Consider the following 25424-nt stretch of genomic DNA (forward strand, 5'->3'; position numbering starts at 1 on the left):
AACTGGCTGATATAAAAAATATATCCAATGAATTTTGGGCATTGCAAAATATTAATTTAGAAATTATCAAAGGACAAACAGTAGGGATTTTAGGACAAAACGGCTCCGGAAAAAGTACATTATTACAAATAATTGCCGGGACATTAACACCTACAACAGGAGAAGTTAAAGTTCATGGACGACTTTCAGCATTGTTAGAACTTGGTAGTGGATTCAATCCAGAATTTACTGGTGAACAAAATGTTTTTTTTAACGGACGCTTGTTAGGCTTAAGCAAAGAGGAAATTGAAGAAAAATTTGATGACATTGCGGCCTTTGCAGATATCGGAGATTTTTTATATCAGCCAGTTAAAACTTACTCCAGTGGTATGTATCTCAGACTAGCTTTTTCAGTCGCTATTAACGTTAATCCCAGCATTCTGATTGTGGATGAGGCCTTAGCTGTTGGAGATGCACGATTCCAACAACGCTGCATGAGTCGGATAAATCAGCTACGCAATAATGGAGTTTCTGTTCTATTTGTTAGCCACGATTCCGAAGCAATCAAGCGGCTATGTGACTATGCAGTAGTCATAGAAAAAGGCAAAATTGTAAATCATGGTTTAGCAGTAGATATGGTGAGCTGGTATTTGGCTTTGATGACTGTAGACTTTAATATCCAAAAGCTGCACGAAATAGAAGATATAGCTAAGATGGAAAATAAAATTACCAATGATAATTTTGAGCATATTGCTTTAGCCAACTGTGTGGAGAAGAACCCAACAGAACAAGTTGCTGACTTGGAAAACTTGAATAAGATAGTAGAATCACAGGGAGAAAATCGAGCTATTCAAGAAGAGACAAATACACCTAAAACACAATTTTATAATCCTATAGAATTTAGACATTTCCGTCATGGTGATGGTCAAGCGAGAATCATCCGCACTTGGATTGAGAATGACCAAAATCAGGAGGTGGATTTTGTATATTTAGAGCAAATGATTACAGTTTATGTTGAAGCAGAATTTTTAACAAATTTAAGCAAATACCTGATTGGTATATTGGTTAGAGATAGATTAGGTACAGATATTATTGGAATTAATACATATCAAGAAAATATAGAAATTCCAGAAATATTTAAGGGTGATAAGTTTATATACTCTTTCCGCTTTGCAATAAATATTAAACCTGGAGTTTATAGCATCTCAAGTTCTGTGGCTTATGACCAATACTCAATGCCCTGGATGGATTGGGTTGAAAATGCATTTATATTACGGGTAATGGATTTAGAACCAAAACGTTTAGTTTTTGGTGTTTATCATCCACCTCAAAGATATGTAGATATCAAAAAACTCAATGCTTAAAATATAATCTTTACAGAATCAGGAGTAAATTTTTATGGATAAGCATGATCTAGGTACTTTTTATAATGAATACTACTATACTCATTGCTGTGGCGTGCCCTATAAGCGCGATGATGGATGGATGCGCTTTTTTAATACTATTGCGAAAGAAATTAAAATTAATATCTGCCCTAAAACTGTACTTGATGCTGGTTGTGCAATGGGATTTTTAGTAGAATCTCTACGCCAACAAGATGTTGAAACATGGGGAATAGATATTTCCGAGTATGCAATTCAAAATGCACATCCCAGTATTCAACCCTATTGTTCGGTCGGCTCGGTAACAGAGGAATTTCCGAGGCGCTATGATTTGATTGTCTGCATTGAGGTATTAGAACATTTAACTCGACAACAAGCAGAACAAGCGATTAAAAACTTTTGTCAACATACAGATGATATTTTATTTTCATCCAGCCCGCTTGATTATAAAGAAGCAACTCATTTTAATGTCCAACCATCTGAATATTGGGCAGAACAGTTTGCCAAACAGGGATTTATTAGGGATGTAGATTTTGATGCTTCATTTATTACTCCTTGGGCAGTACGTTTTCGTCGTAATCACGAACCTTTGCATCGCATAATTAGAGAATATGAACGTATATTGTGGCTACTACGGAAAGAAAACCTTGATTTACGCGAGTCTGTATTAGAAACTTATAAACAAATAGAGACTCTTGAGAAGACAGTACAGGAACTAACTGCAAAAGTAGTAGATTTGAATTCTCAGTTAGAGCAGTATCAGTCTCAATTGCAAAAAACCCAATTAGAACTGGAGCATTGGAAATCTCAAGAGCAAAAGACTCAATCGCAACTGGAGCATTGGAAATCCCAATTACAAAAAACCCAATTAGAACTGGAGCATTGGAAATCTCAAGAGCAAAAAACTCAATTAGAGATAGAACATTGGAAATACCAATTACAAAAAACTCAATCAGAATTAGAAGAGCGAAAATATCATGGACAAAAATCTCAATCAGATTTACAAAAAACTCAGGCAAAATTGCAGGATTCTCAATCACAGCTGCAAAAAACTCAAGCAGAATTGGAAATATCGAAGTCTGAATTAATATATGCTCAGACTTTAATCACCGCAATGCAAACCAGTAAATTCTGGAGATTAAGGACAGCTTGGTTCAAAGTTAAAGGGTTACTAAATTTGGTTTCCGACTTAGAAATCTTTACAGATAATAAGGTGTTAAATATAGTTAATAAAACAGAAGATATTCTGAAAAATTCTAACTCTAGTCAAAAAAAATTATCCCCTGATAACAGTTTAAAAATGTTTGCTTTTATTAGTGGGTGTCCAGGAGATGCTTATCGTTATCGATGTCATCATCAAGCGGAAATTTTAAACTACCTTGGCTATACAGTTGATGTATATGAACCAATGGTATTTTTATACAGTCAGCTTCTCATTAAATATAAAATAATTATTGCTCATCGAGTTCCTCATACTTACGAATTTGAACAGTTTGTTTTCAAGGCGAAAAAACTAGGTATTAAAGTTATTTTTGATACTGACGACTTAGTGTTTGACCCATCCTGTCTTTCTCAAATTCATGCTTATACGCAAATGGATGAACAAGAGAAAACACTATACGAAAATGGAGTCAAGCGATATCGTAAATCCATGTCTTTATGTGACTACATAACAGTAAGTACCGACAAACTCCAGCAAAAAATCAAAGAAAGCTTTCCTAATAAATTCTTAATGATTTTACGCAATCGTATAAGTAATGAGATGGAACAAGGAGCAATCGAAGCTCGTAAGTGTTATGTTCCTAATGATGGAATGCTTCGGATTGCCTATTTTAGTGGTACTAAAACCCATGTTCAAGATTTTGCAGAATGTGTTTTAGCTTTGAAAAGCATTCTGACAAAATTTCCCTATGTCCGCCTCATGATAGTTGGACATCTAGATATCCCAGAAGCATTACAGGAAGTTGCCTCACAAATAGAGTGTATTCCATATATGCCTTGGAGAGATTTACCAGCATTGTACCGAAAAGTTGATATTAATCTTGCACCACTAGAAAAAAATAATGACTTTACAGAAGCGAAAAGTGAACTCAAATATTTTGAAGCAGCACTTTTATCTGTCCCAACAATTGCTTCGGATACAAGTGCTTTTCGGATCGCTATTCAAAATGGAGTCAATGGACTGCTATGTAATAATTTAATTGAATGGGAAAATGCAATGTATCAACTGGTAACTAACCATAAGTTGAGACAGGAAATGGGGCATAAAGCCTTTGAAGATACAAATTCTCGTTATTTGACGCGAGTTGCAGCCTTAGAAACTTTGAAAGGGTGGAGCAATTTATTAGGGGGAAGTTTATTACCCAATAAACCTCTTGCAATTGCGTTTATTTTGCGTGCGCCGATTGCTCAAACAGGTGGAGGTTATAAGCAAATTTTTTATTTAGCCCATTATTTAGCAGAACACGGCCATCATGTAGATATTTATGTTGAACCGATTGCTCATCTAACAGATTTTACTCCTGAACAAGTTAAACAATTCTGCGACGATAACTTTGGCAAGAGTCCGGCTATTATTCATTGTGGTCACGCTAATATTTTAGATTCTGATGTAGCAATTGCAACAAATTGGCCGACAGCTGAGGTTGTTAATCAGTTAATTAATACAAGGTTTAAAGCATATTTTATTCAAGATTATGAACCTTATTTTTATGAACCAGAAGATATTTGTTTTAAACAGGCAGAAGCAACTTATGATTTACCTCTAGGAATGATTTGTATTGGAAAGTACTTGGCGGAAGTATTGAGTAAAAGAAATCGCATAAGCTACTCTTATATAGATTTCTCATTGAATGAAGCATTTTTAGCTAAAGACCCTAGTTTATATCGTCATTTAAGTACAGATAAACCCTGTTCAATACTATTTTTTGCTCGTCCTCATATCCCCAGGCGTAATTTTGCTTTGGGAGTAGAAGCATTAAATAAATTATATCGGCATAATTCTGACGTGCAAATCAAGTTGTATGGACTGGAGGAAGCTTTAGAACTTCCATTCCCTTACGAAAACTTAGGAGTTTTAACTCAAGGTGAAACAGCAGAAGCAATGCGTTCATCTGATATACATCTATCTTTTTCCATGACAAATATAAGCACAGTTGTTTTTGAAGCAATGGCTTGTGGTTGTGCCACAATCGAGGTGGATGTCCCTCCAGTGCGAGCAATGGTTAAGGAAGGAACTTGTTTGTTATCTGAGCCTAATTCAGAAGCTGTTTTTAATGCATTAATGAACCTAGTAAATAATGCGCAAATGAGGCAAAAAGTTGCTACAGCTGGGTATGAATCAGTACAGCATCTAAAGCTGCAAAATATGTGTCTTCAATTTGAAGAAATTCTTATGGAATATAGCTTTAAAACTAAAAATTTAATAAGTATAGATAAAAAAAACGAAGCTAGTGATTTGAGTTTGAAAAATTGGAGTCAGCACAAAACATGATTACTAGAGTAGATTATCAGTTAAATCGCTTACAATTTTTAAAGAAATTAGTTAATTTAGAAAATTCCGAAGGTTTAGAAATAGGAGCTTGTGATTTACCTACTGTTAGCAAAGGGGTTGGCAAATGTGAGTTTGCCGACTTTCGTTCAGCAGAAGAAATAGTTGATCTCTGGAACCTTCCGCGTGAAGCAGTAATGCCGGTCAAATATATTCTCCAAAGAGATAGTAAAGTTCACCTTCAAATTGACAAAAAGTTTGATTTTGTAGTTCTCTGTCATGTCATTGAGCATATTCCTAATGTGATTGGCTATATTTTGGATTTACATAATTTGCTCAAACCAGGTGGACTAATTATTATTGCCTGTCCAGATAAGAGAATAACTTTTGATGCCTCAAGACCTTCAACAACAATAGAACATTTGCTCGACGATTATTACAATAACCGTAACTATCCCTCATTGGAACATATCTTGGAATTTGCCAAAGCTGCATCTGATGATTTAAGGCAGAAAAGCATAGAATCACCTAAAGAGTTTTATAGGTGGGGATGCGATAATTTTGAATCTGGACTTGCAGATGCTCATTGTCATGTTTGGACAGATGAAGAATTTTTCACTCAAATAAAATACTTGATCGATGGGGATATCATTGAAGGCTTGAAAATTGTTGATAAACAATACAATAATGGTGCTTATAATGAATTCCTAATCGCTTTAAAATCTTCTGAATGAATCCAGATATAATCAGAGAAACATCAATTTATCATGAAAGTAGTCTGTTACATTATCAATTTATTCAATATGTCACAATCGCCTTGCCGATACATCGCTTTACTGGATAAGTACTACGCAAATGAAGTCTCAGTATAAGATAGCAGGTTATATAACTGCTTATGAAGATCCAAAAGCAGTTATGGATTGTCTTAATGCTATTGCTTGCCAATCCTATGTAGTTGACAAGTTGCTGATATTAGATAACTCCACAAAAAAGCCTTTATTGCATCTCACAAATAAAGAAAATATTTTCATCAAATTTCATCCAGAAAATATAGGAATTGCGGCAGGACTAACTTGGGCAATCAAATGGGCTATCGACCAAGAATATGACTTCTTATGGTCTTTTGATCAGGATAGTGTTCCCACTGCAAACTGCCTGGAAATTTTGCTGAGAATTTATCGTCAATTGTCTCAACGAGATAATTATGAAATTGGTATTATTGCCCCTACTTCTTCTGACCCTAGAACAGGTAAGGTTGTAGAAGGTGCAGTTTTTTGTAACGATCATTTTCTAGGACTTAAACATAATAATACTGTTGATTTTTATGAATGTGACTCACCCATTACGTCAGGTTCTCTAATTTCATTAGCTGCGGCTAAAACTGTTTCTCCTCCTTGTGCTGACTTATTTATTGATGGTATTGACCTTGACTATGGATTGCGACTAAGGCAAAAAGGCTTTCATAACTTGATTGTTACTAAAGCTATTATGCACCACAATTTCGGTAGTCCTATTCAAGTAAGATTTATGAACAAATATCGCTACATACAACAATATTCAGCTTTACGTTATTACTATATCTGTCGTAATCATAGTTATTTAGAAACTCGCTTTTCTCAAGGTTACTATCGCTTCACTAGCTTAATGCGACGAATAAAATATATGCTACTTCAAATTTTTTTTATTATGCTCTATGATTTAGAAAATCAACAATTAAAAATATGGGCTTGTTTATTAGGAACTTATCGGGGCTTGATAGGAAATATTGGTAAAACTTGGTAATTGATATTTTGAGCAGACAGAGTGTAAGAATGAACACACGATTAATTAACTCAGTATCAATTATATTAGTTAACTATAATGGTGCAGATGTTTTATCAGATTGTTTAAATTCCCTAGAAAAATTTATTCCTAGAGTTAACTGTGAAATTATTTTAGTCGATAACAATTCTCAAGATAATAGTGTAAATATTCTTAATGATAAATTTCCTAATATCAAATTAATTAAACTACCAGAAAATGCTGGTTTTGGAGCAGGAAATAATGCTGGTGCAAAAATAGCTCAAGGTGAATTCTTATTATTATTAAATACTGATACAATCCTTACAAACAATATTTTGCCCCATCTTATAAAGTTAATGTCTGCAAATTCAGATGTAGGCGTTATTGGTACTAAATTACTTTTTCCAGATGGAAGTTTCCAAATTTCTTTTTCACCTGAAATTGGAATTAAAGGAGAATTTAAAGCAAAAAAAATACATAATAATGCTCAAAGTAAAAATAATTTGAATTTGATAGAGCAGGATTTTCAAGATATAAAAGAAGTAGATATTGTTGTGGGAGCAGCATTTTTTATTAGGGCGGATTTGTTTAATTTATTAGGTGGTTTTGACGAAAAATTCTTCATGTATTTTGAAGAGTCTGATTTGTGTAAAAGAGTCAGAAGCAAGGGGTATAAAATTATATATACTCCCCACGTATCTCTAATCCATACAAGAGGACATTCTGTCAAAAAAATATCGAATGAAATGTCTGTAGAATATAGACGTAGCCAAATTTATTACTATCATAAACACCGTCCGAAGTGGGAAATATTGACGTTAAAAATATATTTACTCTTTAAATTTTTATATCAATTGTTAAAAACATCCAATCCTTATAGTTTGCAAATTATCAAATTAGTTTTTATGTATAAATAATTATGTCTTTATTAATTAACCTTTCATTTATACTCACTAAACCCACAGGTACTACAAACTATGCGTTTAATCTTTTACCTCACTTAAAATCACTTAAACCAACACTTTTAACTTCACAATCTTTTCCTAACTATAATTCCTATCAAACTCCTGTTAATCAAACTTCAGAACAAGGTATTAAAGGTCATTTACGTCGCCTGATATGGACACAATTCCAACTACCAGAAATCTCTAAAAACCTCAAATCTAGTCTCTTATTCTCCCCGCTACCAGAAGCACCCCTTTATAGCAACTGTCGCTTTGTGATCACGTCTTTTGACACGATACCGTTGCGCTTTCCCAAACGCTTTTCACCACTCATACCTTACCACCGCTACTACACCCCCCAAGTCCTTAAGCAAGCAGAACACATTATTTGCATCTCCCAGACTACAGCTCAGGACATCACCAATTTTTACGGAATTCCTGCAAACAAAATTACTCCCATCCTCCTGGCGCACGATCGCACTCACTTCTACCCCCTCAATCTACCTACCCGCAACTACTTTCTCTACATTGGTCGCCAAGAACCATACAAAAACATCCAGCGACTCATCGCCGCCTTTGCTGCGTTACCTAACTGCAAAGACTATGAACTGTGGTTAGCAGGGCCAAGCGATCGCCGTTATACCCCAACATTAAAAGCGCAAGTTGCAGAACTAAGTATAACTACTCAAGTAAAGTTCCTAGACTATATTCCTGACAGCGAATTGCCAAAAATCATCAATCAGGCGATCGCTCTGGTTTTCCCCAGTCTCTGGGAAGGTTTTGGTTTACCCGTCCTGGAAGCAATGGCTTGTGGTACCCCCGTCATTACCTCCAATCTCTCCTCCTTACCAGAAGTTGCTGGCGATGCGGCGATTCTGATCAATCCCTACAACACCGGAGAAATTACAGAGGCGATGCAGGGTATTGCAACTGATTTAGGGTTGCGATCGCGCCTTTCTAGCCAAGGTATCACTCACTCTCAACAATTCAGTTGGGAAAAAACAGGAAAAGCAACCGTCGAAGTGTTATCCCGCTACCTATAAAAGATAAACTAACGCCAAAATTTGGATGCAAAGATTTGGGATTTTGTCCAGATTTCAGATTATCTTGGCTAATGACTTGTAAATTAATCCTCAATCATTATGAAAGCACTAATTCTTTCTGGCGGTAAAGGCACACGTTTACGTCCTCTCACCTACAGTGGAGCAAAACAACTCGTACCAGTTGCGAATAAACCTGTTTTATGGTATGGCATTGAAGAAATGGTCGCTGCTGGTATTACTGATATTGGCATCATCATCAGCCCGGAAACTGGGAAAGAAGTCCAAGGGAAAACCGGAAATGGAGAATCCTTTGGAGCGAACATCACCTACATTGTACAAGACCAGCCAGCCGGACTTGCTCACGCCGTCCTAGTCGCCCATACCTTTTTAGGAGATTCTCCCTTTATCATGTATTTGGGCGATAACCTGATTCAATTGGGTGAGTTACGTTATTTTCTGCAACAATTTAGCCAACAACAGCCAGATGCTTTGATTCTCTTACGTTCAGTTCCTAATCCTAGCGCCTTTGGTGTGGCCGAGGTCGATGAAACAGGACGAGTATTACAGTTAATTGAAAAACCCAAAGTTCCTCCTTCAAATTTGGCATTGGTAGGAGTTTATTTCTTTTCTCACCTGATCTATGATGCGATCGCAAATATCCGACCTTCCAGCAGAGGTGAGTTAGAAATTACTGATGCTATTCAATACCTTATTAATCAGGAAAAGCAAGTTTTAGCCTACAATCTCCAAGGTTGGTGGCTTGACACTGGTAAAAAAGACGACTTATTAGAAGCTAACCGATTGATTCTCGACACCTATTTGACAGCATCAGTTTTTGGCGAAGTGGATGTCCAAAGTCAGATTAGTGGGCGAGTCCAAATTGGTGACAAATCGAAAGTAATTAACTGCACAATTCGGGGGCCAGTAGTCATTGGTAGCAATTGTTATTTAGAAAACTGCTTTATTGGCCCTTATACTAGTATCGCCAACAATGCCACACTCATTGATACTGATTTAGAACACAGTGTGATTTTAGAAGGTGCTAAAATTGCTGGAATTTATCAGCGCATTATTGATAGTGTGATTGGGCAAAGGGCACAATTGACTGTTGCACCCCGTCGTCCCAAAGCTTTGCGATTTCTGATTGGCGACGACTGTCAAATTGAACTAACGTAATTTACTTAGTGAAAATAGGACAGGGGATCGTCAGCCCCTTCGGGGAAGTCAAAAGTCAAAAGTCAAAAGTCAAAATTTACCAAGTACCTTTTTCTTTTTGGTCAGAATATTATTCTAATACCTGTAAAATACAAGTATTAAAATACGCTCACAATTAACACTGTGGCACATTACTTGTAATCTTAATGAGCATTGTACATACCAAAATCCCCGAAGTTATACAACTTGAACCCCAAGTCTTTGCAGACGATCGCGGTTTCTTTTTTGAAGCCTACAACCACCAACAATTTGCCCAACAGACTGGTATAGTTACCAACTTTGTCCAAGATAACCACTCTTACTCTAAGCAAAACGTCTTGCGTGGGCTGCACTACCAAATCCGACAACCCCAAGGAAAGCTCATCCGTGCTGTTGTCGGTACTATTTTTGACGTAGCCGTAGACATTAGAAAAAGCTCGGCTACTTTTGGTAAGTGGGTGGGTTGTGAACTCAGTGCTGAGAACAAACGCCTACTGTGGATACCACCAGGCTTTGCTCACGGCTTTCTCGCGCTTTCAGAAATAGCCGAAGTTCTCTACAAAACTACAGATTACTACGCACCCCAAGGCGATCGCACCATTCTATGGAACGATCCAGATTTAGCTATAGATTGGCCTCTGAGTGCGCCACCGATTTTGTCAGCTAAAGACCAAATTGGTAAACCATTGAAAAGTGCTGAAATATTTGATTAAGTAGTCATTGGTCATTGGTATATACCCCATCTCTTGTGATACCCTAAGTGCAACATTTCACTAATTCGTAGCGAATTCTCTTTGCGTTCCTTTGCGCTTCCCTTTGCGCTCCTACCCTGCGGGAAGGCGAAGCGCCTATGCGTTTAAATTTCAACCCTCAATTCGCCACGATTTTATGCTGCATCTGTACTAAGTTTACTTTTATGGTGGGCGAAAAAACTTTGTCTCTCATCGGACTAATTCAAACCACGTTAAAGAGTGGGCGTGGCTTCTCTTGGACAAATGACAAATACTTCGACTCCGCTCAGTACAAGTGACAAATGACAAATGACAAATACTTCGACTCCGCTCAGTACAAGTGACAAATGACAAATGACAAATGACAAATGACAAATGACAAATGAGTAAATCAATTCTGCTGATTGGTAGCAATGGTCAAGTGGGTAAGGAACTGCAACAAATCCTCTCATCCTACGGGAATGTTATTTCAGTAACACGCCCAACAGTAGACCTTACCCAGCCTGATACTTTGTGCAGCGTTATTAGATCCAAGCAACCGCAAATCATCATTAACGCCGCCGCCTACACTGCTGTAGACAAAGCCGAAAGCGAAGCCGAACTTGCTACCGATATTAATGTTACTGCACCCCTAATTCTTGCCCAAGAAAGCCAAAAATTAGGAGCTTTTCTAATTCATATTTCGACCGATTACGTTTTCGATGGTAATGGGTGTAGCCCTTATCAAGAAACCTATGTGACTAATCCCTTAAGTGTTTATGGTCAAACCAAACTCGCTGGAGAAAAAGCTATTCAAGAAACTTGCGCCCATCACCTCATCCTCCGCACTGCTTGGGTTTATGGAGCTTTTGGCAAAAGTAACTTTGTCAAAACTATGCTGCGACTAGGTGCAGAACGTCAAGAAATTCGTGTTGTCGCTGATCAAATTGGTAGCCCGACTTGGGCGCAAGATATAGCCACAGTCATAGGCCAGATGATTCCCCACTTAAGCCCAGAAATTAGCGGCACTTATCACTACACTAATAGTGGAGTTGCTAGCTGGTATGACTTTGCCGTCGCTATTTTTGAAGAAGCACAACAGCTAGGCTTCCCTTTGAAAGTTGAACGTATTGTCCCCATTACAACCGCCGAATATCCGACACCAGCCCGTCGCCCTGCTTATTCCGTCCTTGCTTGTGGAAAAATTTCGACAATTCTAGGGACTTATCCCCCCCATTGGCGACAAAGACTCCGACAAATGCTTGCAGAATAGGGGATAGGAAATAGTTACAGCGTTTTTCAGGTCAATGAGGTACACAGGTAGGGGCACAACATTGTTCATTGGTGTCTACTTGAGCTAGAAATCTCTTATCTGTTGGCTGATACCCCCGCCCTGAAATAAATTTCAGAGGCTTATAGCTAAAGTCTACTTCAGTAGACTAAAAATTTTTCCGATTATTTAGTCATCTTTTAGATGACTTGAGCTATTAGCAAGGAACTGAAGTTCCTTGCGGGAGATAACTTTCACGTTAAGTTGACACGTATAAACATTGTTGTGCCCTTACAATAATCTGTACCTCACCAAGTTGCAATCTGCTGTATTTTCCTCATCTCCCTCATCCCCCGGTTGGTGAGCGAAGTCGAACCACATCCCCCTCATCCCCCTCATCTCCCCATTCCCTATTTATTTTGACTTTTCAATACTCCCGTTTCATGTTGTATAGGCAAGACATCTAAAATATCAGTTTGGGAACAATATTTTAAATCATCTACACAGTCAAGACGTAACAATCGTTGACCGTGACTAGCTTGGTGAAGTAATCCCAATAAGTTATCTTGCCACTGAGAGTAAAGAGCGATCGCACTAATTACTTCATCATTACCAGCTAGTTCTTCTGGTGACAACTGGGTTTGCTCCACAAGACTATGAGCGATCGCACCAGCACAAACTGTATCCTCTAAAGAAAAACTACCTTCCCAACCAGAACCGACAATCCATACTGTCTCTGGTTGTTTGTTTAGGAGATATTGCACCACCGCCGCCCGGTTAATTAAGGCTGCTGCTAGTACACTTGGGGAGTCTTGTACCCGTTGTAAAGCACGGGTACCATTTGTGGTGCTGATAAACAAGCGCCGCCCTTCCACCAATTCTGGTGTGCAGTCGAGGGGAGAGTTTCCCAACTCAAACCCACCTACTTTCGCGCCGCCGCGTTCTCCAGCCCGCAGACGTTTTTCAGGGGGCCATTGTTCGCTGACTTCAATTAAGTGATCTAAATCGCTGAATACTTGTACAGCTTCGCCTCCAGCTGCCAAGACTGTCGCAATTGTGCTAGTGGCTCGCAAGACATCAACTGCGATCGCACATTCTGGCGCTTTATCCGTTGGAGTCAATTCCGGAGTGTGGTATACGAATAGCTTCACGCGCTGGATACACCTGCTTTAATGGTACTGCCGCAAATAACATTTTACATACTTGGTGTCACTAACTATAAATCACAATTTATTCTCAAGGATTTTTTACCATCAAAATGCACAATGTATTTCATTGAATATATAAATGCGAGTGGAAAGTAGGGAGTGGGTAGAGACGCGATTAATCGCGTCTGTGGGGAAGGGTTAAAACCCGGGGCTATTTCAGCCTAGACATAAACCACCCGGAACTGAAGTTCCGGGCTTATAGCTAAAGTCCGTTAAAACGGACTATAACCCAATACACTTGCAATACGGTTCGGTTAAGATTTCCCCGCCTATGGCGCAATACGGTTCACAAAAGGGCTGAAACTCTTTTTTTTACGAACCACAGAGGCGCAGAGAACACAGAGAGAAGAGAGAAGAGAGAAGGAGGAAATGCTTAACCCAACTGTATTGGCCTATAGCGACCCCTTTAAAAAAGGGGGGAGAAAGGTTTTAGCCCCCCTTCTTAAGGGGGGTTGGGGGGATCTTCCAGGGCAAAATATCACTAACCGAACCGTATTGAATACACTTGGGTTAAGCATTTCTTTCTTCTCTTTGCGTCCAACTCTTACGAGACGCACTCGCGTTGGCGGTTCGGTTCGTTAAAAAAACTGACTTTTACTCAGAGTTTTAGCCTTAACTGAACTGTATTGGACTATAACCTTTTCTCAGTCGTCTTTAGACGACTTTCGCTATTAGACTCGCTAGATGAGAATGAAATAGCCCCGGTTTTTAACTGAATCTTAAGAGTCCCTAATCCCGAAATAAATATTCAAAAAGCGCATTTTTATGCTTTGATCTTTCAGACTTACTGCACTATCTTGTAATCTAAGACAAGAACAGACCTTCTAAAAAGCGAAAAAGTTACAGCGCAAACGGACAGATATTCACTCATTCCCCATTCTCTATCAAAATCGCTATGGCACCCTTACCCGACTACCGCCCTAAACAACTATCTTTAGGCCCGTTGGAAGCGGAAATTTTAAATATCATCTGGGAACTTGGTTCAGCCACAGTTAAGGATGTACACGATCGCATTCTGGCTGATCCCAACCGCGAATTAGCGTATACTTCTGTCACTACCGTTTTACGTCGCCTCACTGATAAAGGTTGGCTAGCCTGTGACAAAAAAGAGCGAGCATTCTATTGGCGACCAATGTTGAGTAAGCAGCAATCAGATGTCATCAAAGCTCATGAGCAGTTACAGCGATTTCTAGCAGTGGGAAATCCCGATGTTATTGCTGCTTTTGCCGATAGTCTGGATGAAGCAGCTAGTGAGCAAATAGCAGCGATCGCTAAACGCATTGAATCTGCACGCCAAGCCAGGGAGGAACAATGATGCATCTGATGATGATTTTGATTGCTTTGGCAGTTGCCTGGTGGTTAAGATCCGCTTGTAATCAACCCCAAGGTAGTTGGAATTTGCGGTGGGGGCGATCGCTATTTTTGTTTCTCTTCCCACCCTTGCTAATTTTCATGACTGCGATCGCTATACTGTTCATGGGCCCCCAAGGACAAATGGGCGGAATGTATACAGGCTCAGTTAGCTACTTACTAGCATTGATTTCCTTGGCATTTTTTGCCATTTCATGCATTAAACTTGCTTTTCAAGGTTGGCAGTCCGTGGAATCTGCCCGTAACTGTCCCCTAGTCAATCTTGGCGATCGACGCGCCAGGTTGCTGCAAACGGGCGCGTTGTTTGCGGGTCAAATTGGTTTTTGGCAACCAGAACTAGTGGTTAGCCAAGGATTAGTGCAAACTCTCTCACCAGATCATTTAGAAAGCGTCTTAGCCCATGAGCAAGGGCATCACTATTATAGGGATACATTCTGGTTTTTTTGGCTGGGTTGGGTGCGTTCCTGCACTGCATGGTTGCCGAATACAGAGGTTTTGTGGGAAGAACTTTTAGCTTTGCGCGAACTCCGTGCCGATGCTTATGCAGCATTACAGGTAGATCCTTTGGTGCTAGCGGAATCACTTTTATTAGTAGTTAGTAGCAGCCCCGTCTTATCAGAAATTTGCTGTGCTGCATTAGGTTCCTCTGGTGCAGATCGCTTAGAACAAAGAGTAGAAGCTCTATTAGCACCACCAGAACCAACCCCAGAAGCTCAATTGCAATCCTGGCATGGCTTTCTGTTGGCGTTCCTGCCTCTACTGACTGTGATATTTCACACTTAAGTAAGTTGGCGCGAAAAAATCAAAGTATATTACGAAACGTAAATAGCCTTAAAATCTTTACTAGTGACCAATACTTCGACTTCGCTCAGTACAAGTGACAAAGGACAAATGACAGCCTTAGCCAGTTAGCTTTAATTGCGCCGACCTACTTAAGTTGAATTGAAAAAGCGATATTAATAACAAATGTAGAGACGTAGCACTGCTACGTCTCTACTTAATTTTTGCAGGTCGATACATTAGTGTAGCGCCGGCTTATTCTTCTTCTAGCAACTGTTCTATATATTTTTGTACCAAAGGCACTTGAAAAGCATTGCCTTATTGAGTCAAAATTTCTTTTCGCGTTAGTTTGCGGACAACGCCTTTGTCTTGCCGTGTGGGAGTTTCCCCTTGGATTAAACGCCGAAGTAAATTGCATGGGCGTAGCCCGTGGTAGACATCGCTATCTGTTAAACTCTTCCATAATTCCCGAAAATACTGATCGTCTCGCTCAAGCACTTGAGGGATAATCTCTTGGGCATTTTGTGCAGTGAGCTAAATTTTCAGCCAATCCTTTAAATTTTTAGCGCCTCAATAACGCTAATTGGTGACGAGGTTGGAATAACTTGGGTAAGTTGAAAGCCTGCCTTTTGCAGTAGCACTTGATATTCCTCCTCTGTGCGTTCGCGTCCACCAGTCATAACTAGCATATTGAGGTCAAGCAACTTGCTAAAAGAAGATACATTCCCACGAGGAATTACTGTCTCAAACAGCAACAGTGTACCATGCTTTGACATTGCCTGATGACAGTTTTTGAGAATAGCGATCGCTTTTTCCTCATCCCAGTCATGAATGATGTGCTTGAGAAGGTAAGCATCACCACCTGCTGTTACTGACTCAAAAAAGTTCCCCGACACTACTGTACATCGGTGAGACAGAGCTGCGGGAGGGTTTCCCTCCGCAGGCCACTGCGAACCCGAAGGGTCTGCAAAACCTTGTGCTTGCAGGCGAGATTTTGCTTCTTCTATCACCGTTGGTATATCAAAGATAATGCCTTTAACAGTCGGATAAGCTTTAAGGATGCTAGTCACCAAACTGCCCTGACCTCCTCCCACATCAACAATGGTGTTGAATGCTGAGAAGTCATAACTGCAAATAATTGCTTCCAAAACGGAAGCTGTTAGATTTGTCATTGCCCAATTAAACAAGTTGCCAGCTTCGGAGTTTTTAAGGTAATAATCCCAAACACTCATTCCAGCGATGTGGTCAAACGCAATCTCGCCAGTTTTGATGCTATGTAGCAGGTTATCCCAGCCTAAGTAGTGTACTTGTCCCAGTTCGGAAATGGCAAAAAAACGCAAAGAGCCAGGAACATCCGTTTGTAACGTAGCAGCCAAGGGTGTTAAGAAAAATCGATGATCGTCATCTTCAGCAAATATACCCACACTGGCAAGCGCACGCAGTAATCTGTACAAAGATGGCACGTGAGTATCAGTGATTGCAGCTAGTTCCTCTAGTGTCTTTGGCTGTTCCTTGAGGTAGTCAGCAATACCAAGTTTAGCAGCAGCGTGGATTGCCCGTGACACCCAAAAGCCAGAAATCATCTGAAGCATAACATCGGATGCAGGGACTTCAGTACTTATGCTTGGTTCGAGTGAACTCATATTCTGTAAATTCTTTTCAAAGTTCTGGATTTGTGCGTGTACACAACTACAACTCAATCATATCCGACCACTTGGATTTAAAATCTGCAAGATGTTGTTCAAACTGCTGTTTCGCTCACTTGATTGCCTTGCATTGTTAACGTGCTTCCCACAAATAGTAACCAGCCAATTGCAACTTATAAGGATGACGGTCGCCCCATTGCTGGGCATGATTCTGTTCATAGGAATACGCGGGATGCGGGAAACTCGGCGGCTTTAGCCCTGAGAGGGAAGTGGCACGAGCGAATGAGAGTCGCCTTCAATATTCACCTCAATAATAAGTCTATCAACAAACTCTCTTAACTGTTTTTGCCAATCAGGAACGGCTTTTAGTTTGTCCTTAACTCCTGGTAAAACTTTAAAGCAAACGGGGTCTTTATCAAATGGTTGTTTGCTTGTGAAACCTAATTCGTGTTTTTTCGGAAATGGCATATTTCTACTACGCTGAATCACCTGGCTATTTATCTTATATATTGATATACTAATATCTGAAACATTGCCAATCCAAACAATGTCTAAAGCGAAAAAGTCAATGGGAGTGCAGCAAGTTTTGCTACATCCCAGCGATGAAACTAAGTCAATCCTAGAATACCTTTGTCAGCAATCAGGCAAACTTTATAACAGTGGAGTTTATTTCGCTCGTCAAACGCTTTTTCAGACAAATAAGTTATTAACAGGGAAGTTTGACTTAGCCTTTGAACCATCGGTTGCAAAGTCAATGGTTGCTCAATCTTTGCCTTCTACGCCAATGCAACAAACCTTGATGTCAGTTACGGAGGCATTTAAATCTTTCAAAGAATTGAGAGATTTATATATCAAGGGTCAACTACATTTCAAGCCCAAAGCACCGGGGTATCTCAAGGGTTCCAAGTTGTTCAAAGTTGCATATCCTAATTCAGGAGGTCAAAGACCACTTATTATCAATGGACAACTGAGATTTTCTCTGGGGCTGACAGTTAGGCGATGGTTTGGAATATCTGAATTTTTCTTACCAATGCCGTCAAACATTGACTACTCAAAGGTAAAAGAGTTTACAATTCTACCCAAGAATGGTGCTTTTTACCTGGAAATGTCATACGTTGTAGCTAAACAAAAACACGACCTAAACATAAACCAAGCATTATCTATCGACCTTGGAACTGCTGATAATTTAGCCGCTTGTGTTGATACATTGGGTAATTCCTTATTGATTGATGCTCATGTGATGAAGGCGATGAATCAACTCTGGAATAAGAAAGTATCAACACGCTCAGAAGGGAAGCCAGAAGCCTCCAAAGACAACTGGTTAGACCGTGTAACCCGAAAACGGAATCACCAAATGCGGGACGGGATTAACAAAGCAGCAAAGTTAATTATTGACCACTGCCTTAGATATGGCATTGGTACTCTAGTAATTGGATGGAACGAAGGGTTTAAAGAAGCTGCCAACATGGGTAGAGTGAACAATCAGAAGTTTGTTCAAATGCCTTTAGGTAAACTAAAAGATCGATTAAAACAACTGTGTGATTTGCACGGCATTAGATTTATTGAAACCGAAGAAGCCTACACTTCCAAATCGAGCTATTTAGATGGAGACTCCCTACCCAAATATGGTGAGAAACCTATTGGATGGAAAGCATCTGGAAAGCGAATTGAACGCGGTTTATATCGGTCAGCGAATGGTTCAATTGTGAATGCAGATTTGAACGGCAGCGCGAATATTTTACGAAAAGTAGCCAGCAATCTAAGCATCGACTTAGGCTTACTGGGTAGACGGTGCTTGACGACCGTAGCGAGAGTTAGACAATGGAAGCTTCCGAATTCTCCTCTGTCTGTAGAATCTCAGTCCCTAAAGGGGCTGAGAGTGTCAACTACACTCAAAGCAGCACCAATTTTAGAGCGACTTGGTAAGCATTCAAAGAAATAGTGTGACCAATATTGAAAAAACTAGAGACAAACCGATGCTCGTTAGCATAAACATCCAGTTGTTTACGCGAAGCCACCACTAGCATCAAGGCGTTGCTATCCATCAGCGATCGCAAATTGTCATAAAATCCATTATCGAATTTATCGGGATATTTCAAAAGGCTTTGAACGCACCTCATCTAAATCTTTGATTATAGATGGGGTGCGTTCAAATTCCAGCACTTGTTTAAAACAAGCACCAAAATACCCATGATTCAGAAACGTCACAGTCGAGTCAAGCGACCGTAAACTTCTGATGGATAATCTAGAATCCAAACAAAATTTAAAATCTAAAATTCCTAAACTCCCCAGGCTGGATTCGAACCAGCGACCAATCGATTAACAGTCGATCGCTCTACCACTGAGCTACTGAGGACCACTCACGATTTATAATCTTAGGGCTAAAAATAGGATTTGGCAAGTACTTTCGCCAATATTTTTTTAATCGGGCTTAATTATAGAAATTTTCCAGCCAATATCGAGTCCAGAACTTAAGCAGAGACTTTTAAATACTAATATTTACTGTAATCCCATTCGTAACTCAGCCAGACGCTGCCGCGCCTTAGCATCAATGGCATTAGCTAAAAACCGACTCTTGGATTGTTTGCGCGGATGATACTTTTGTCGCATCAGGCATACAGTGGTTTCCACTTCGCCACAGAGTTGTTGTGCCGACAACCATTCAGCCCCATAACCTTGTATCATCAACTGCTGTGCCCGATCTGATGTAGCAACAATCACACGAGAAATCAGAGATTGGGCTATTTGCTGGCGAAAAGAAGCACAAGATTTTTCAATATAAGTATCTGCTGTCTGCCCAAAGTCAGTGTAATAAACTGATAAAAGCTCAGTAATTATTTCTTTATTACTAGAAGAGTTCTGGTATTGAGCATCAAAAACTATTTGAGTTGCATAACCTTGAAACGCACTATAACCAGTCATTGCTTCCACTAGTTCGCCCCTTGCTGCCTCTAGTCCAACGCTATCACGCGTTTTTTTCAGGCAAGGCCAAGCACCTATTATATTATAGCCGTCTACTAACAAAACGGCTTGGAGTAAGGAACGGGGCATGGTTTTTAATCACAACTTTCTAGAGTTAACAAAATTCATTCATAAGTTTTATAGTAATTGATGCCTTGTCTGTAACACTATGTTACACAGAATAAAAAGTACGCCAGCCTCAGCAAACTCAAATCGAAAACAGACCCACCAAGTTAAAACGCAATACGGTTCACAAAAGGGCTGAAACTTTTTTTTTACGTAGACGCATTCGCGCAGCGTCTCCAAGAGTTGCGGCTTGCTGCAGGCTACCACTCCAGGTGCAGAGAGAAGAGAGAAGGAGAAAATGCTTAACCCAACTGTATTGACTTAAAACGCGCCTTTTAAACAAAGGCGCGTCGCAGTTCTTTTTAAGTAGTGGTGAACGGTACTTTTTACTTCAGTCAGCACTGGGCACTTAATTAAGAGGCTTCGCTGTGTACCTCCATCAGACGTTGTTTGAGGCGCTGGGCTTCACCCCTATCTACCAGAGAGCCTTTTTCTAGTAAGAAAGCGCCGTCACAGTAATTTAACTCGTCTAATCGATGTGTTACCCACAGAGCTGTAATACCTCGACTTTTGACAAGGCGACGCACACCAGCAACTAAATCCAACTGGCTATCTGGATCTAATAAGGCAGTGGGTTCATCTAATAATAAGACTTCACAGCGACGGGCGATCGCACCGGCGATCGCGACTCGCTGTTTCTGTCCCCCAGAGAGTGCATAGATAGGGCGTCGTAGAAGGGTAAGCAAATTCACCGCCCCTAGCGCCTCCTCAACCCTGGCTCTAGTAGCAGCAGGTGGCAATTTTTCTTCCACCAATCCAAAAGCCACATCAGCACCAACAGTTGGCATCACCAGTTGATGATCTGGATTTTGGAAGACAAAGCCAACGGGGTGTAAAACTCGAATTTCGCCAGATTCAGGAGCTAATAACCCCGCCAGTAGTCTAAGTAACGTTGATTTCCCACTGCCATTTGTACCCAACAGCATCCAAAACTCACCCTTGGGTACTTCTAAAGAGCAAGATTTGATCACTTTCTCTCCACTAGGCCAACTGAAATTTAAATCCTTGACCTCAATGCCCACTTGAGCCATTTGTCAACCTTGGTTACTCAGCAGCGACAGCGAAAAAGCCAGGTGGTCTGCCACCACCAGGGGTTGTACCATCTTTCTGAACAATCTGCACCCCAGAAATTTCACTAGCGCGGACAGCAATTTTTTTCTCTGTCTTACCCTCGCACTTGAGTTCTACAATGTCAGGGTTCCCAGAACGGATTGCTGCCAAAATTAGCTGATAGACAGCCTCAGCATCTTCTGCTGATTTACGTTGCACTGAGATCGGGAAAGCAGTGTTTCTGATGCTTAAATCGATGGTAAACATTTAGCAATAATCTTTCTTTAACTGTAGGACTCATTTTAGCGTCAGCTGACTGATTCTAGGGAAATAGGCATTGGGCATCGGTTATTAATTCTTCTCCCTCACTCCCCCATCTCCCTCATCCCCCTCATCCCCCTCATCATCAATAAAAAATTAATTTTTATTACAAAACCCCTAGAAAAATTAGCAATTTACACCTAATATGATTAAAGGTATGTAAAAAATTGTAAACTTGGTTAACAACCCGGTTAACTTTCTGCTTATGGATGAGACTTTTTTATATAGCCATCTATAATACAGATACAACCTGTACTTATAAACATTTGGAGATTTGCTCTAATGACCATCGCAGTTGGACGCGCCCCCAGTAGAGGGTGGTTTGACGTTTTAGACGACTGGCTCAAGCGCGATCGCTTCGTATTCGTAGGTTGGTCAGGAATACTACTATTCCCCTGCGCCTTCCTAGCACTAGGCGGTTGGTTGACCGGTACCACCTTCGTCACCTCTTGGTACACCCACGGATTAGCTTCTTCCTACTTAGAAGGCGCTAACTTCCTGACAGTGGCAGTATCCACCCCCGCCGACAGCATGGGACACTCCTTATTGCTGTTGTGGGGCCCAGAAGCTCAAGGCGACCTCACCCGTTGGTTCCAATTAGGTGGTTTGTGGCCATTTGTCGCCCTACACGGAGCTTTCGGTTTGATTGGCTTCATGTTGCGGCAATTTGAAATTGCCCGTCTAGTAGGTATCCGTCCTTACAACGCCCTCGCCTTCTCCGCTCCCATTGCGGTATTCGTCAGCGTATTCCTGATGTACCCCTTGGGACAATCGTCGTGGTTCTTTGCACCCAGCTTTGGCGTAGCTGCGATCTTCCGGTTCCTACTATTCCTACAAGGCTTCCACAACTGGACACTCAACCCCTTCCACATGATGGGTGTGGCTGGTGTATTGGGTGGTGCTTTATTGTGCGCCATTCATGGTGCCACAGTGGAAAATACCTTGTTTGAAGACGGTGATGGTGCTAACACCTTCCGCGCCTTCAATCCCACCCAGTCGGAAGAAACCTACTCAATGGTGACAGCAAACCGTTTCTGGTCACAGATTTTCGGTATTGCTTTCTCAAACAAGCGCTGGCTGCACTTCTTCATGTTGTTCGTGCCAGTTACAGGCTTGTGGATGAGCGCCGTCGGCATCGTCGGTTTAGCACTCAACCTGCGGGCTTACGATTTCGTCTCCCAAGAATTACGGGCGGCGGAAGACCCAGAGTTTGAAACCTTCTATACCAAAAACATTTTGCTGAACGAGGGTATCCGCGCTTGGATGGCTCCTCAAGATCAACCCCACGAACAATTTGTATTCCCTGAGGAGGTATTACCACGTGGTAACGCTCTCTAATAGACCAAATATCTTAGGCGGCACTGGACGCGACCAAGAATCCACTGGGTTTGCCTGGTGGTCTGGTAACGCACGTTTGATCAACTTATCTGGTAAACTGCTGGGTGCCCACGTTGCCCATGCTGGTTTGATTGTATTCTGGGCTGGAGCGATGACCTTGTTTGAAGTCGCTCACTTCGTTCCGGAAAAGCCCATGTATGAGCAGGGCTTGATCCTGTTACCTCACCTCGCCGCTCAGGGTTGGGGTGTTGGTGTTGGTGGTGAAGTCATCGATACCTTCCCCTACTTTGTTGTCGGTGTACTCCACCTAATTTCCTCAGCCGTCCTTGGCTTTGGCGGTATCTATCATGCCGTTCGTGGCCCAGAAACCTTAGAAGAATACTCTTCTTTCTTTGGTTACGACTGGAAAGACAAGAACAAGATGACCAACATCATCGGCTTCCACCTGATTATTTTGGGATGCGGTGCGCTGCTGTTGGTGCTGAAGGCAATGTTCTTTGGTGGTTTGTATGACACCTGGGCACCAGGTGGTGGTGATGTTCGTGTTATTACCAATCCAACATTGAACCCAGCCGTTATCTTCGGTTATGTAATCAAGTCTCCCTTTGGTGGCGAAGGCTGGATTGTCAGCGTCGATAACTTGGAAGATGTGGTCGGTGGTCACATCTGGATTGCCTTTATCTGTATTGCTGGCGGTATTTTCCACATTCTTACCAAGCCTTTTGCTTGGTCACGCCGCGCATCCATCTGGTCTGGTGAGGCTTACCTCTCCTACAGCTTGGGCGCTCTCTCCCTGATGGGCTTCATTGCCTCAATCTTTGTTTGGTTTAACAACACCGTTTACCCAAGCGAATTCTTTGGCCCTACAGGCCCAGAAGCTTCTCAAGCTCAAGCTTTGACCTTCTTGATTCGTGACCAACGCTTAGGTGCTAACGTTGGTTCTGCCCAAGGCCCCACTGGTCTAGGTAAATACCTGATGCGCTCTCCAACTGGTGAAATCATCTTCGGTGGTGAAACCATGCGCTTCTGGGATTTCCGCGGCCCTTGGTTGGAGCCTCTACGTGGCCCCAATGGTCTTGACCTAGAAAAAATCAAGAACGATATTCAGCCTTGGCAAGCTCGTCGCGCTGCTGAATACATGACCCATGCTCCCCTTGGTTCTTTGAACTCTGTAGGTGGTGTGGCTACCGAAATTAACTCCTTCAACTACGTATCTCCTCGTGCTTGGTTGGCAACTTCTCACTTCGTTCTAGGATTCTTCTTCCTAGTTGGTCACTTATGGCACGCTGGTCGCGCACGGGCTGCGGCTGGTGGTTTTGAGAAAGGAATTAACCGTGATACTGAGCCAGTGATGTTTATGGACGACCTAGATTAGGTTGTAAAGTTTATTTCATTACTGACGATCAAATCGTTTAAAGGCTCTTGCATAAAAGCAAGGGCTTTTTTTGTAGGAAAATTAGTAATCTATCGATTAAACTGAACGACTTAAGTACATTGGTGCAAAAAAAGTCAAGTATGTTACGAAACGGAAATAAGCTTAAAACCTTTACTAATGACAAATGACCAATGACAAATGACAGCCTTAGCCAGTTAACTTTAATTGCGCCAACCTACTTACTAAGGTAATTAATACCATGAGTGATTCCAATTTTATTGATGCTTTGCGATGGACATCTGAGGCTAAAGAAAAATTGCAAAACATTCCCTTTTTTGTTCGCTCTCAAGCTAAAGCCAGAATTGAACAACTAGCCCGTGAAGCAGGTCAAGAAATTGTAACAGCTGATTTGGTAGAACAGGCTAGGCTTGAGTTTGGACAGTAAAACACTCTGGAGGTCGTAATAATGACAGTCGCCAAAAATCGAGCAGACCGAGTAATGCTTTATGACATTAGCTGGGAACAGTTTGAAAATCTTCTAAAAGACTTGGGAGAACATCGGGCAGCACGGTTAGCTTACGATCGCACCACTTTGGAAATTATGACACCTTTACCTGAACACGAATATTACAAAGAAGTCATTGGCGTTGCGGTTCAAGACATCGCTGAAGAGTTGGCTCTAGACTATGAAAGTTATGGTTCGACTACTTGGAAGCGAGAAAGCCGAATGGCAGGGGTGGAGTCTGATAACTGCTTCTATTTCCAGAATGAAGCTGGAATTAGGGGTAGATTCGATCTGGATTTGAGACAAGACCCACCACCTGATTTGGCACTGGAAATTGATGTTACCAGTAAATCCCTAAATCGTTTTCCCATTTATGCCCGCTTAGGAGTACCAGAACTCTGGTGTTATGACTCCGGTGAACTCAAGATTTATCTCCTGCAAGATGGGGAATATGTGGAGTCAGAGAACAGTTTAGTATTTCCTACTTTAGAAATTCGATATCTGCTGAAACTGATTGAGCAAAATCGGGCAAATGGCAGACGGGCAATTCGTCAGGCGGTTCGGGAATGGGTGAGAAAAGGCGGGAAGAGTGAACTACCCAGTTAACCTAATTACGAATTACGAATTAGTCTCAACTTCCTCCCACATTCATTGCTGCTAAAACGGATTTCTGGCTTACGTCTGTGTAAACTGTATTCAAATACTTCATTACCACATCGCTGGAATTTGAATTTGCTGCATTTTCTTCTTCCTTCGCTAGGGGGATTGCTCCTAATACATCTAATACTGTCTCACTACTGGACGGCACAATCACTACCAAAGATGACTCTAGTGGCTCATTATATTGCCAGAAAGAATCAATTTTTACCGAGTATTTGTTGGTAGGAGTTGACTGTTCAACATCAAGTGTTTCTGTCGTATTGTGTTCCATCTTAGCACTACGCAACTG

At 41.0% G+C, this 25424-nt stretch carries 24 protein-coding genes, 1 tRNA gene and 1 pseudogene; 16 read left to right on the plus strand and 10 right to left on the minus strand.

Going from position 1 to position 25424, the window contains the following annotated elements; translation table 11 throughout:
* The 9 genes from LC605_RS19020 to rfbD form a co-directional block, all read left to right on the plus strand.
* On the plus strand, positions 1-1343 hold a 1343-nt coding region (locus tag LC605_RS19020), incomplete at its 5' end, for an ABC transporter ATP-binding protein (protein WP_229549077.1).
* Between the two features lie 34 nt (positions 1344-1377).
* Positions 1378-4854, plus strand: coding sequence for a glycosyltransferase (locus LC605_RS19025; RefSeq protein ID WP_229549078.1), 3477 nt, complete (start codon positions 1378-1380; stop codon positions 4852-4854).
* Positions 4833-5585 (plus strand): bifunctional 2-polyprenyl-6-hydroxyphenol methylase/3-demethylubiquinol 3-O-methyltransferase UbiG, encoded by a 753-nt coding sequence (locus LC605_RS19030; RefSeq protein ID WP_229549079.1) that lies wholly within the window; start codon positions 4833-4835, stop codon positions 5583-5585. Before LC605_RS19025 ends, LC605_RS19030 begins: the two co-directional genes overlap by 22 nt.
* 121 nt (positions 5586-5706) lie before the next feature.
* Positions 5707-6633: a glycosyltransferase family 2 protein gene (locus tag LC605_RS19035; RefSeq protein ID WP_229549080.1), complete on the plus strand. Its 927-nt coding sequence runs from the start codon at positions 5707-5709 to the stop codon at positions 6631-6633.
* 29 nt (positions 6634-6662) lie between these two features.
* Positions 6663-7550 (plus strand): glycosyltransferase family 2 protein, encoded by an 888-nt coding sequence (locus LC605_RS19040; RefSeq protein WP_229549081.1) that lies wholly within the window; start codon positions 6663-6665, stop codon positions 7548-7550.
* Positions 7551-7552: 2 nt separating this feature from the next.
* Positions 7553-8620, plus strand: a complete 1068-nt coding sequence (locus LC605_RS19045) for a glycosyltransferase family 1 protein (RefSeq protein ID WP_229549082.1) — start codon at positions 7553-7555, stop codon at positions 8618-8620.
* A gap of 99 nt (positions 8621-8719) precedes the next feature.
* Positions 8720-9796, plus strand: a complete 1077-nt coding sequence (locus LC605_RS19050; protein ID WP_229549083.1) for a glucose-1-phosphate thymidylyltransferase — start codon at positions 8720-8722, stop codon at positions 9794-9796.
* Between the two features lie 185 nt (positions 9797-9981).
* The gene (gene rfbC / locus LC605_RS19055; protein WP_229549084.1) at positions 9982-10527 is read left to right on the plus strand and encodes a dTDP-4-dehydrorhamnose 3,5-epimerase; all 546 of its coding nucleotides are present in this window, start codon (positions 9982-9984) and stop codon (positions 10525-10527) included.
* Positions 10528-10927: 400 nt separating this feature from the next.
* Positions 10928-11797: a dTDP-4-dehydrorhamnose reductase gene (rfbD, locus tag LC605_RS19060; RefSeq protein ID WP_229549085.1), complete on the plus strand. Its 870-nt coding sequence runs from the start codon at positions 10928-10930 to the stop codon at positions 11795-11797.
* A gap of 407 nt (positions 11798-12204) precedes the next feature.
* Here the strand turns inward: rfbD and LC605_RS19065 are convergent, their stop codons facing one another.
* Complete coding sequence (locus LC605_RS19065; RefSeq protein WP_229549086.1) at positions 12205-12945, minus strand: 2-phosphosulfolactate phosphatase family protein; 741 nt, start codon at positions 12943-12945, stop codon at positions 12205-12207.
* 952 nt (positions 12946-13897) lie between these two features.
* Here LC605_RS19065 and LC605_RS19070 point away from each other — a divergent pair.
* Both LC605_RS19070 and LC605_RS19075 read left to right on the plus strand, forming a co-directional pair.
* Positions 13898-14317: a BlaI/MecI/CopY family transcriptional regulator gene (locus LC605_RS19070; RefSeq protein WP_229549087.1), complete on the plus strand. Its 420-nt coding sequence runs from the start codon at positions 13898-13900 to the stop codon at positions 14315-14317.
* Complete coding sequence (locus LC605_RS19075) at positions 14317-15156, plus strand: M56 family metallopeptidase (RefSeq protein WP_229549096.1); 840 nt, start codon at positions 14317-14319, stop codon at positions 15154-15156. The genes LC605_RS19070 and LC605_RS19075 overlap by 1 nt, the downstream gene beginning before the upstream one ends.
* Before the next feature lie 315 nt (positions 15157-15471).
* On the opposite strand, the gene LC605_RS19080 is transcribed toward LC605_RS19075, so the two are convergent.
* From LC605_RS19080 to LC605_RS19090, 3 genes are all read right to left on the minus strand, one after another.
* Positions 15472-15651 (minus strand): hypothetical protein, encoded by a 180-nt coding sequence (locus LC605_RS19080; protein WP_229549088.1) that lies wholly within the window; start codon positions 15649-15651, stop codon positions 15472-15474.
* A gap of 56 nt (positions 15652-15707) precedes the next feature.
* On the minus strand, positions 15708-16796 hold the full coding sequence (locus tag LC605_RS19085; RefSeq protein WP_229549089.1) for an acetylserotonin O-methyltransferase: 1089 nt from the start codon (positions 16794-16796) through the stop codon (positions 15708-15710).
* Between the two features lie 255 nt (positions 16797-17051).
* Entirely contained in the window at positions 17052-17267 is a 216-nt protein-coding gene (locus LC605_RS19090; RefSeq protein WP_229549090.1) for a hypothetical protein, read from the minus strand.
* A 100-nt stretch (positions 17268-17367) separates the two neighbouring features.
* Between LC605_RS19090 and LC605_RS19095 the strand changes: the two genes are divergently transcribed.
* Complete coding sequence (locus LC605_RS19095) at positions 17368-18741, plus strand: transposase (protein ID WP_229549097.1); 1374 nt, start codon at positions 17368-17370, stop codon at positions 18739-18741.
* Here LC605_RS19095 and LC605_RS19100 read toward each other — a convergent pair.
* The 5 genes from LC605_RS19100 to LC605_RS19120 all read right to left on the minus strand — a co-directional run bounded on the left by LC605_RS19100 (position 18692) and on the right by LC605_RS19120 (position 21203).
* On the minus strand, positions 18692-18919 hold the full coding sequence (locus tag LC605_RS19100; protein ID WP_229549091.1) for a hypothetical protein: 228 nt from the start codon (positions 18917-18919) through the stop codon (positions 18692-18694). The genes LC605_RS19095 and LC605_RS19100 overlap by 50 nt on opposite strands.
* Before the next feature lie 164 nt (positions 18920-19083).
* Positions 19084-19155: transfer RNA gene (locus tag LC605_RS19105), tRNA-Asn, on the minus strand.
* A gap of 143 nt (positions 19156-19298) precedes the next feature.
* Complete coding sequence (locus LC605_RS19110) at positions 19299-19850, minus strand: NYN domain-containing protein (protein WP_229549092.1); 552 nt, start codon at positions 19848-19850, stop codon at positions 19299-19301.
* A gap of 389 nt (positions 19851-20239) precedes the next feature.
* Positions 20240-20917 (minus strand): ABC transporter ATP-binding protein, encoded by a 678-nt coding sequence (locus LC605_RS19115; protein ID WP_229549093.1) that lies wholly within the window; start codon positions 20915-20917, stop codon positions 20240-20242.
* A gap of 13 nt (positions 20918-20930) precedes the next feature.
* On the minus strand, positions 20931-21203 hold the full coding sequence (locus LC605_RS19120; RefSeq protein WP_012410874.1) for a hypothetical protein: 273 nt from the start codon (positions 21201-21203) through the stop codon (positions 20931-20933).
* 336 nt (positions 21204-21539) lie between these two features.
* On the opposite strand from LC605_RS19120, the gene psbD reads away from it, so the two are divergent.
* The 4 genes from psbD (at position 21540) to LC605_RS19140 (ending at position 25081) form a co-directional block, all read left to right on the plus strand.
* Positions 21540-22595 carry a photosystem II D2 protein (photosystem q(a) protein) gene (psbD, locus tag LC605_RS19125; RefSeq protein WP_012409998.1) on the plus strand — a complete coding sequence of 352 codons (1056 nt, stop codon included), beginning with the start codon at positions 21540-21542 and terminating at the stop codon, positions 22593-22595.
* Positions 22579-23970, plus strand: coding sequence for a photosystem II reaction center protein CP43 (psbC, locus tag LC605_RS19130; protein WP_229549094.1), 1392 nt, complete (start codon positions 22579-22581; stop codon positions 23968-23970). Before psbD ends, psbC begins: the two co-directional genes overlap by 17 nt.
* Positions 23971-24229: 259 nt before the next feature.
* Positions 24230-24415 (plus strand): PCP reductase family protein, encoded by a 186-nt coding sequence (locus tag LC605_RS19135; protein WP_190731868.1) that lies wholly within the window; start codon positions 24230-24232, stop codon positions 24413-24415.
* A 21-nt stretch (positions 24416-24436) separates the two neighbouring features.
* On the plus strand, positions 24437-25081 hold the full coding sequence (locus tag LC605_RS19140) for a Uma2 family endonuclease (protein WP_229549095.1): 645 nt from the start codon (positions 24437-24439) through the stop codon (positions 25079-25081).
* Positions 25082-25106: 25 nt separating this feature from the next.
* Here LC605_RS19140 and LC605_RS19145 read toward each other — a convergent pair.
* Positions 25107-25424, minus strand: a pseudogene (locus LC605_RS19145) (hypothetical protein); the annotation flags it as partial.

The organism is Nostoc sp. CHAB 5836 (genome assembly GCF_020829445.1).
In the GTDB taxonomy this organism is placed as follows: Bacteria; Cyanobacteriota; Cyanobacteriia; order Cyanobacteriales; family Nostocaceae; genus Nostoc.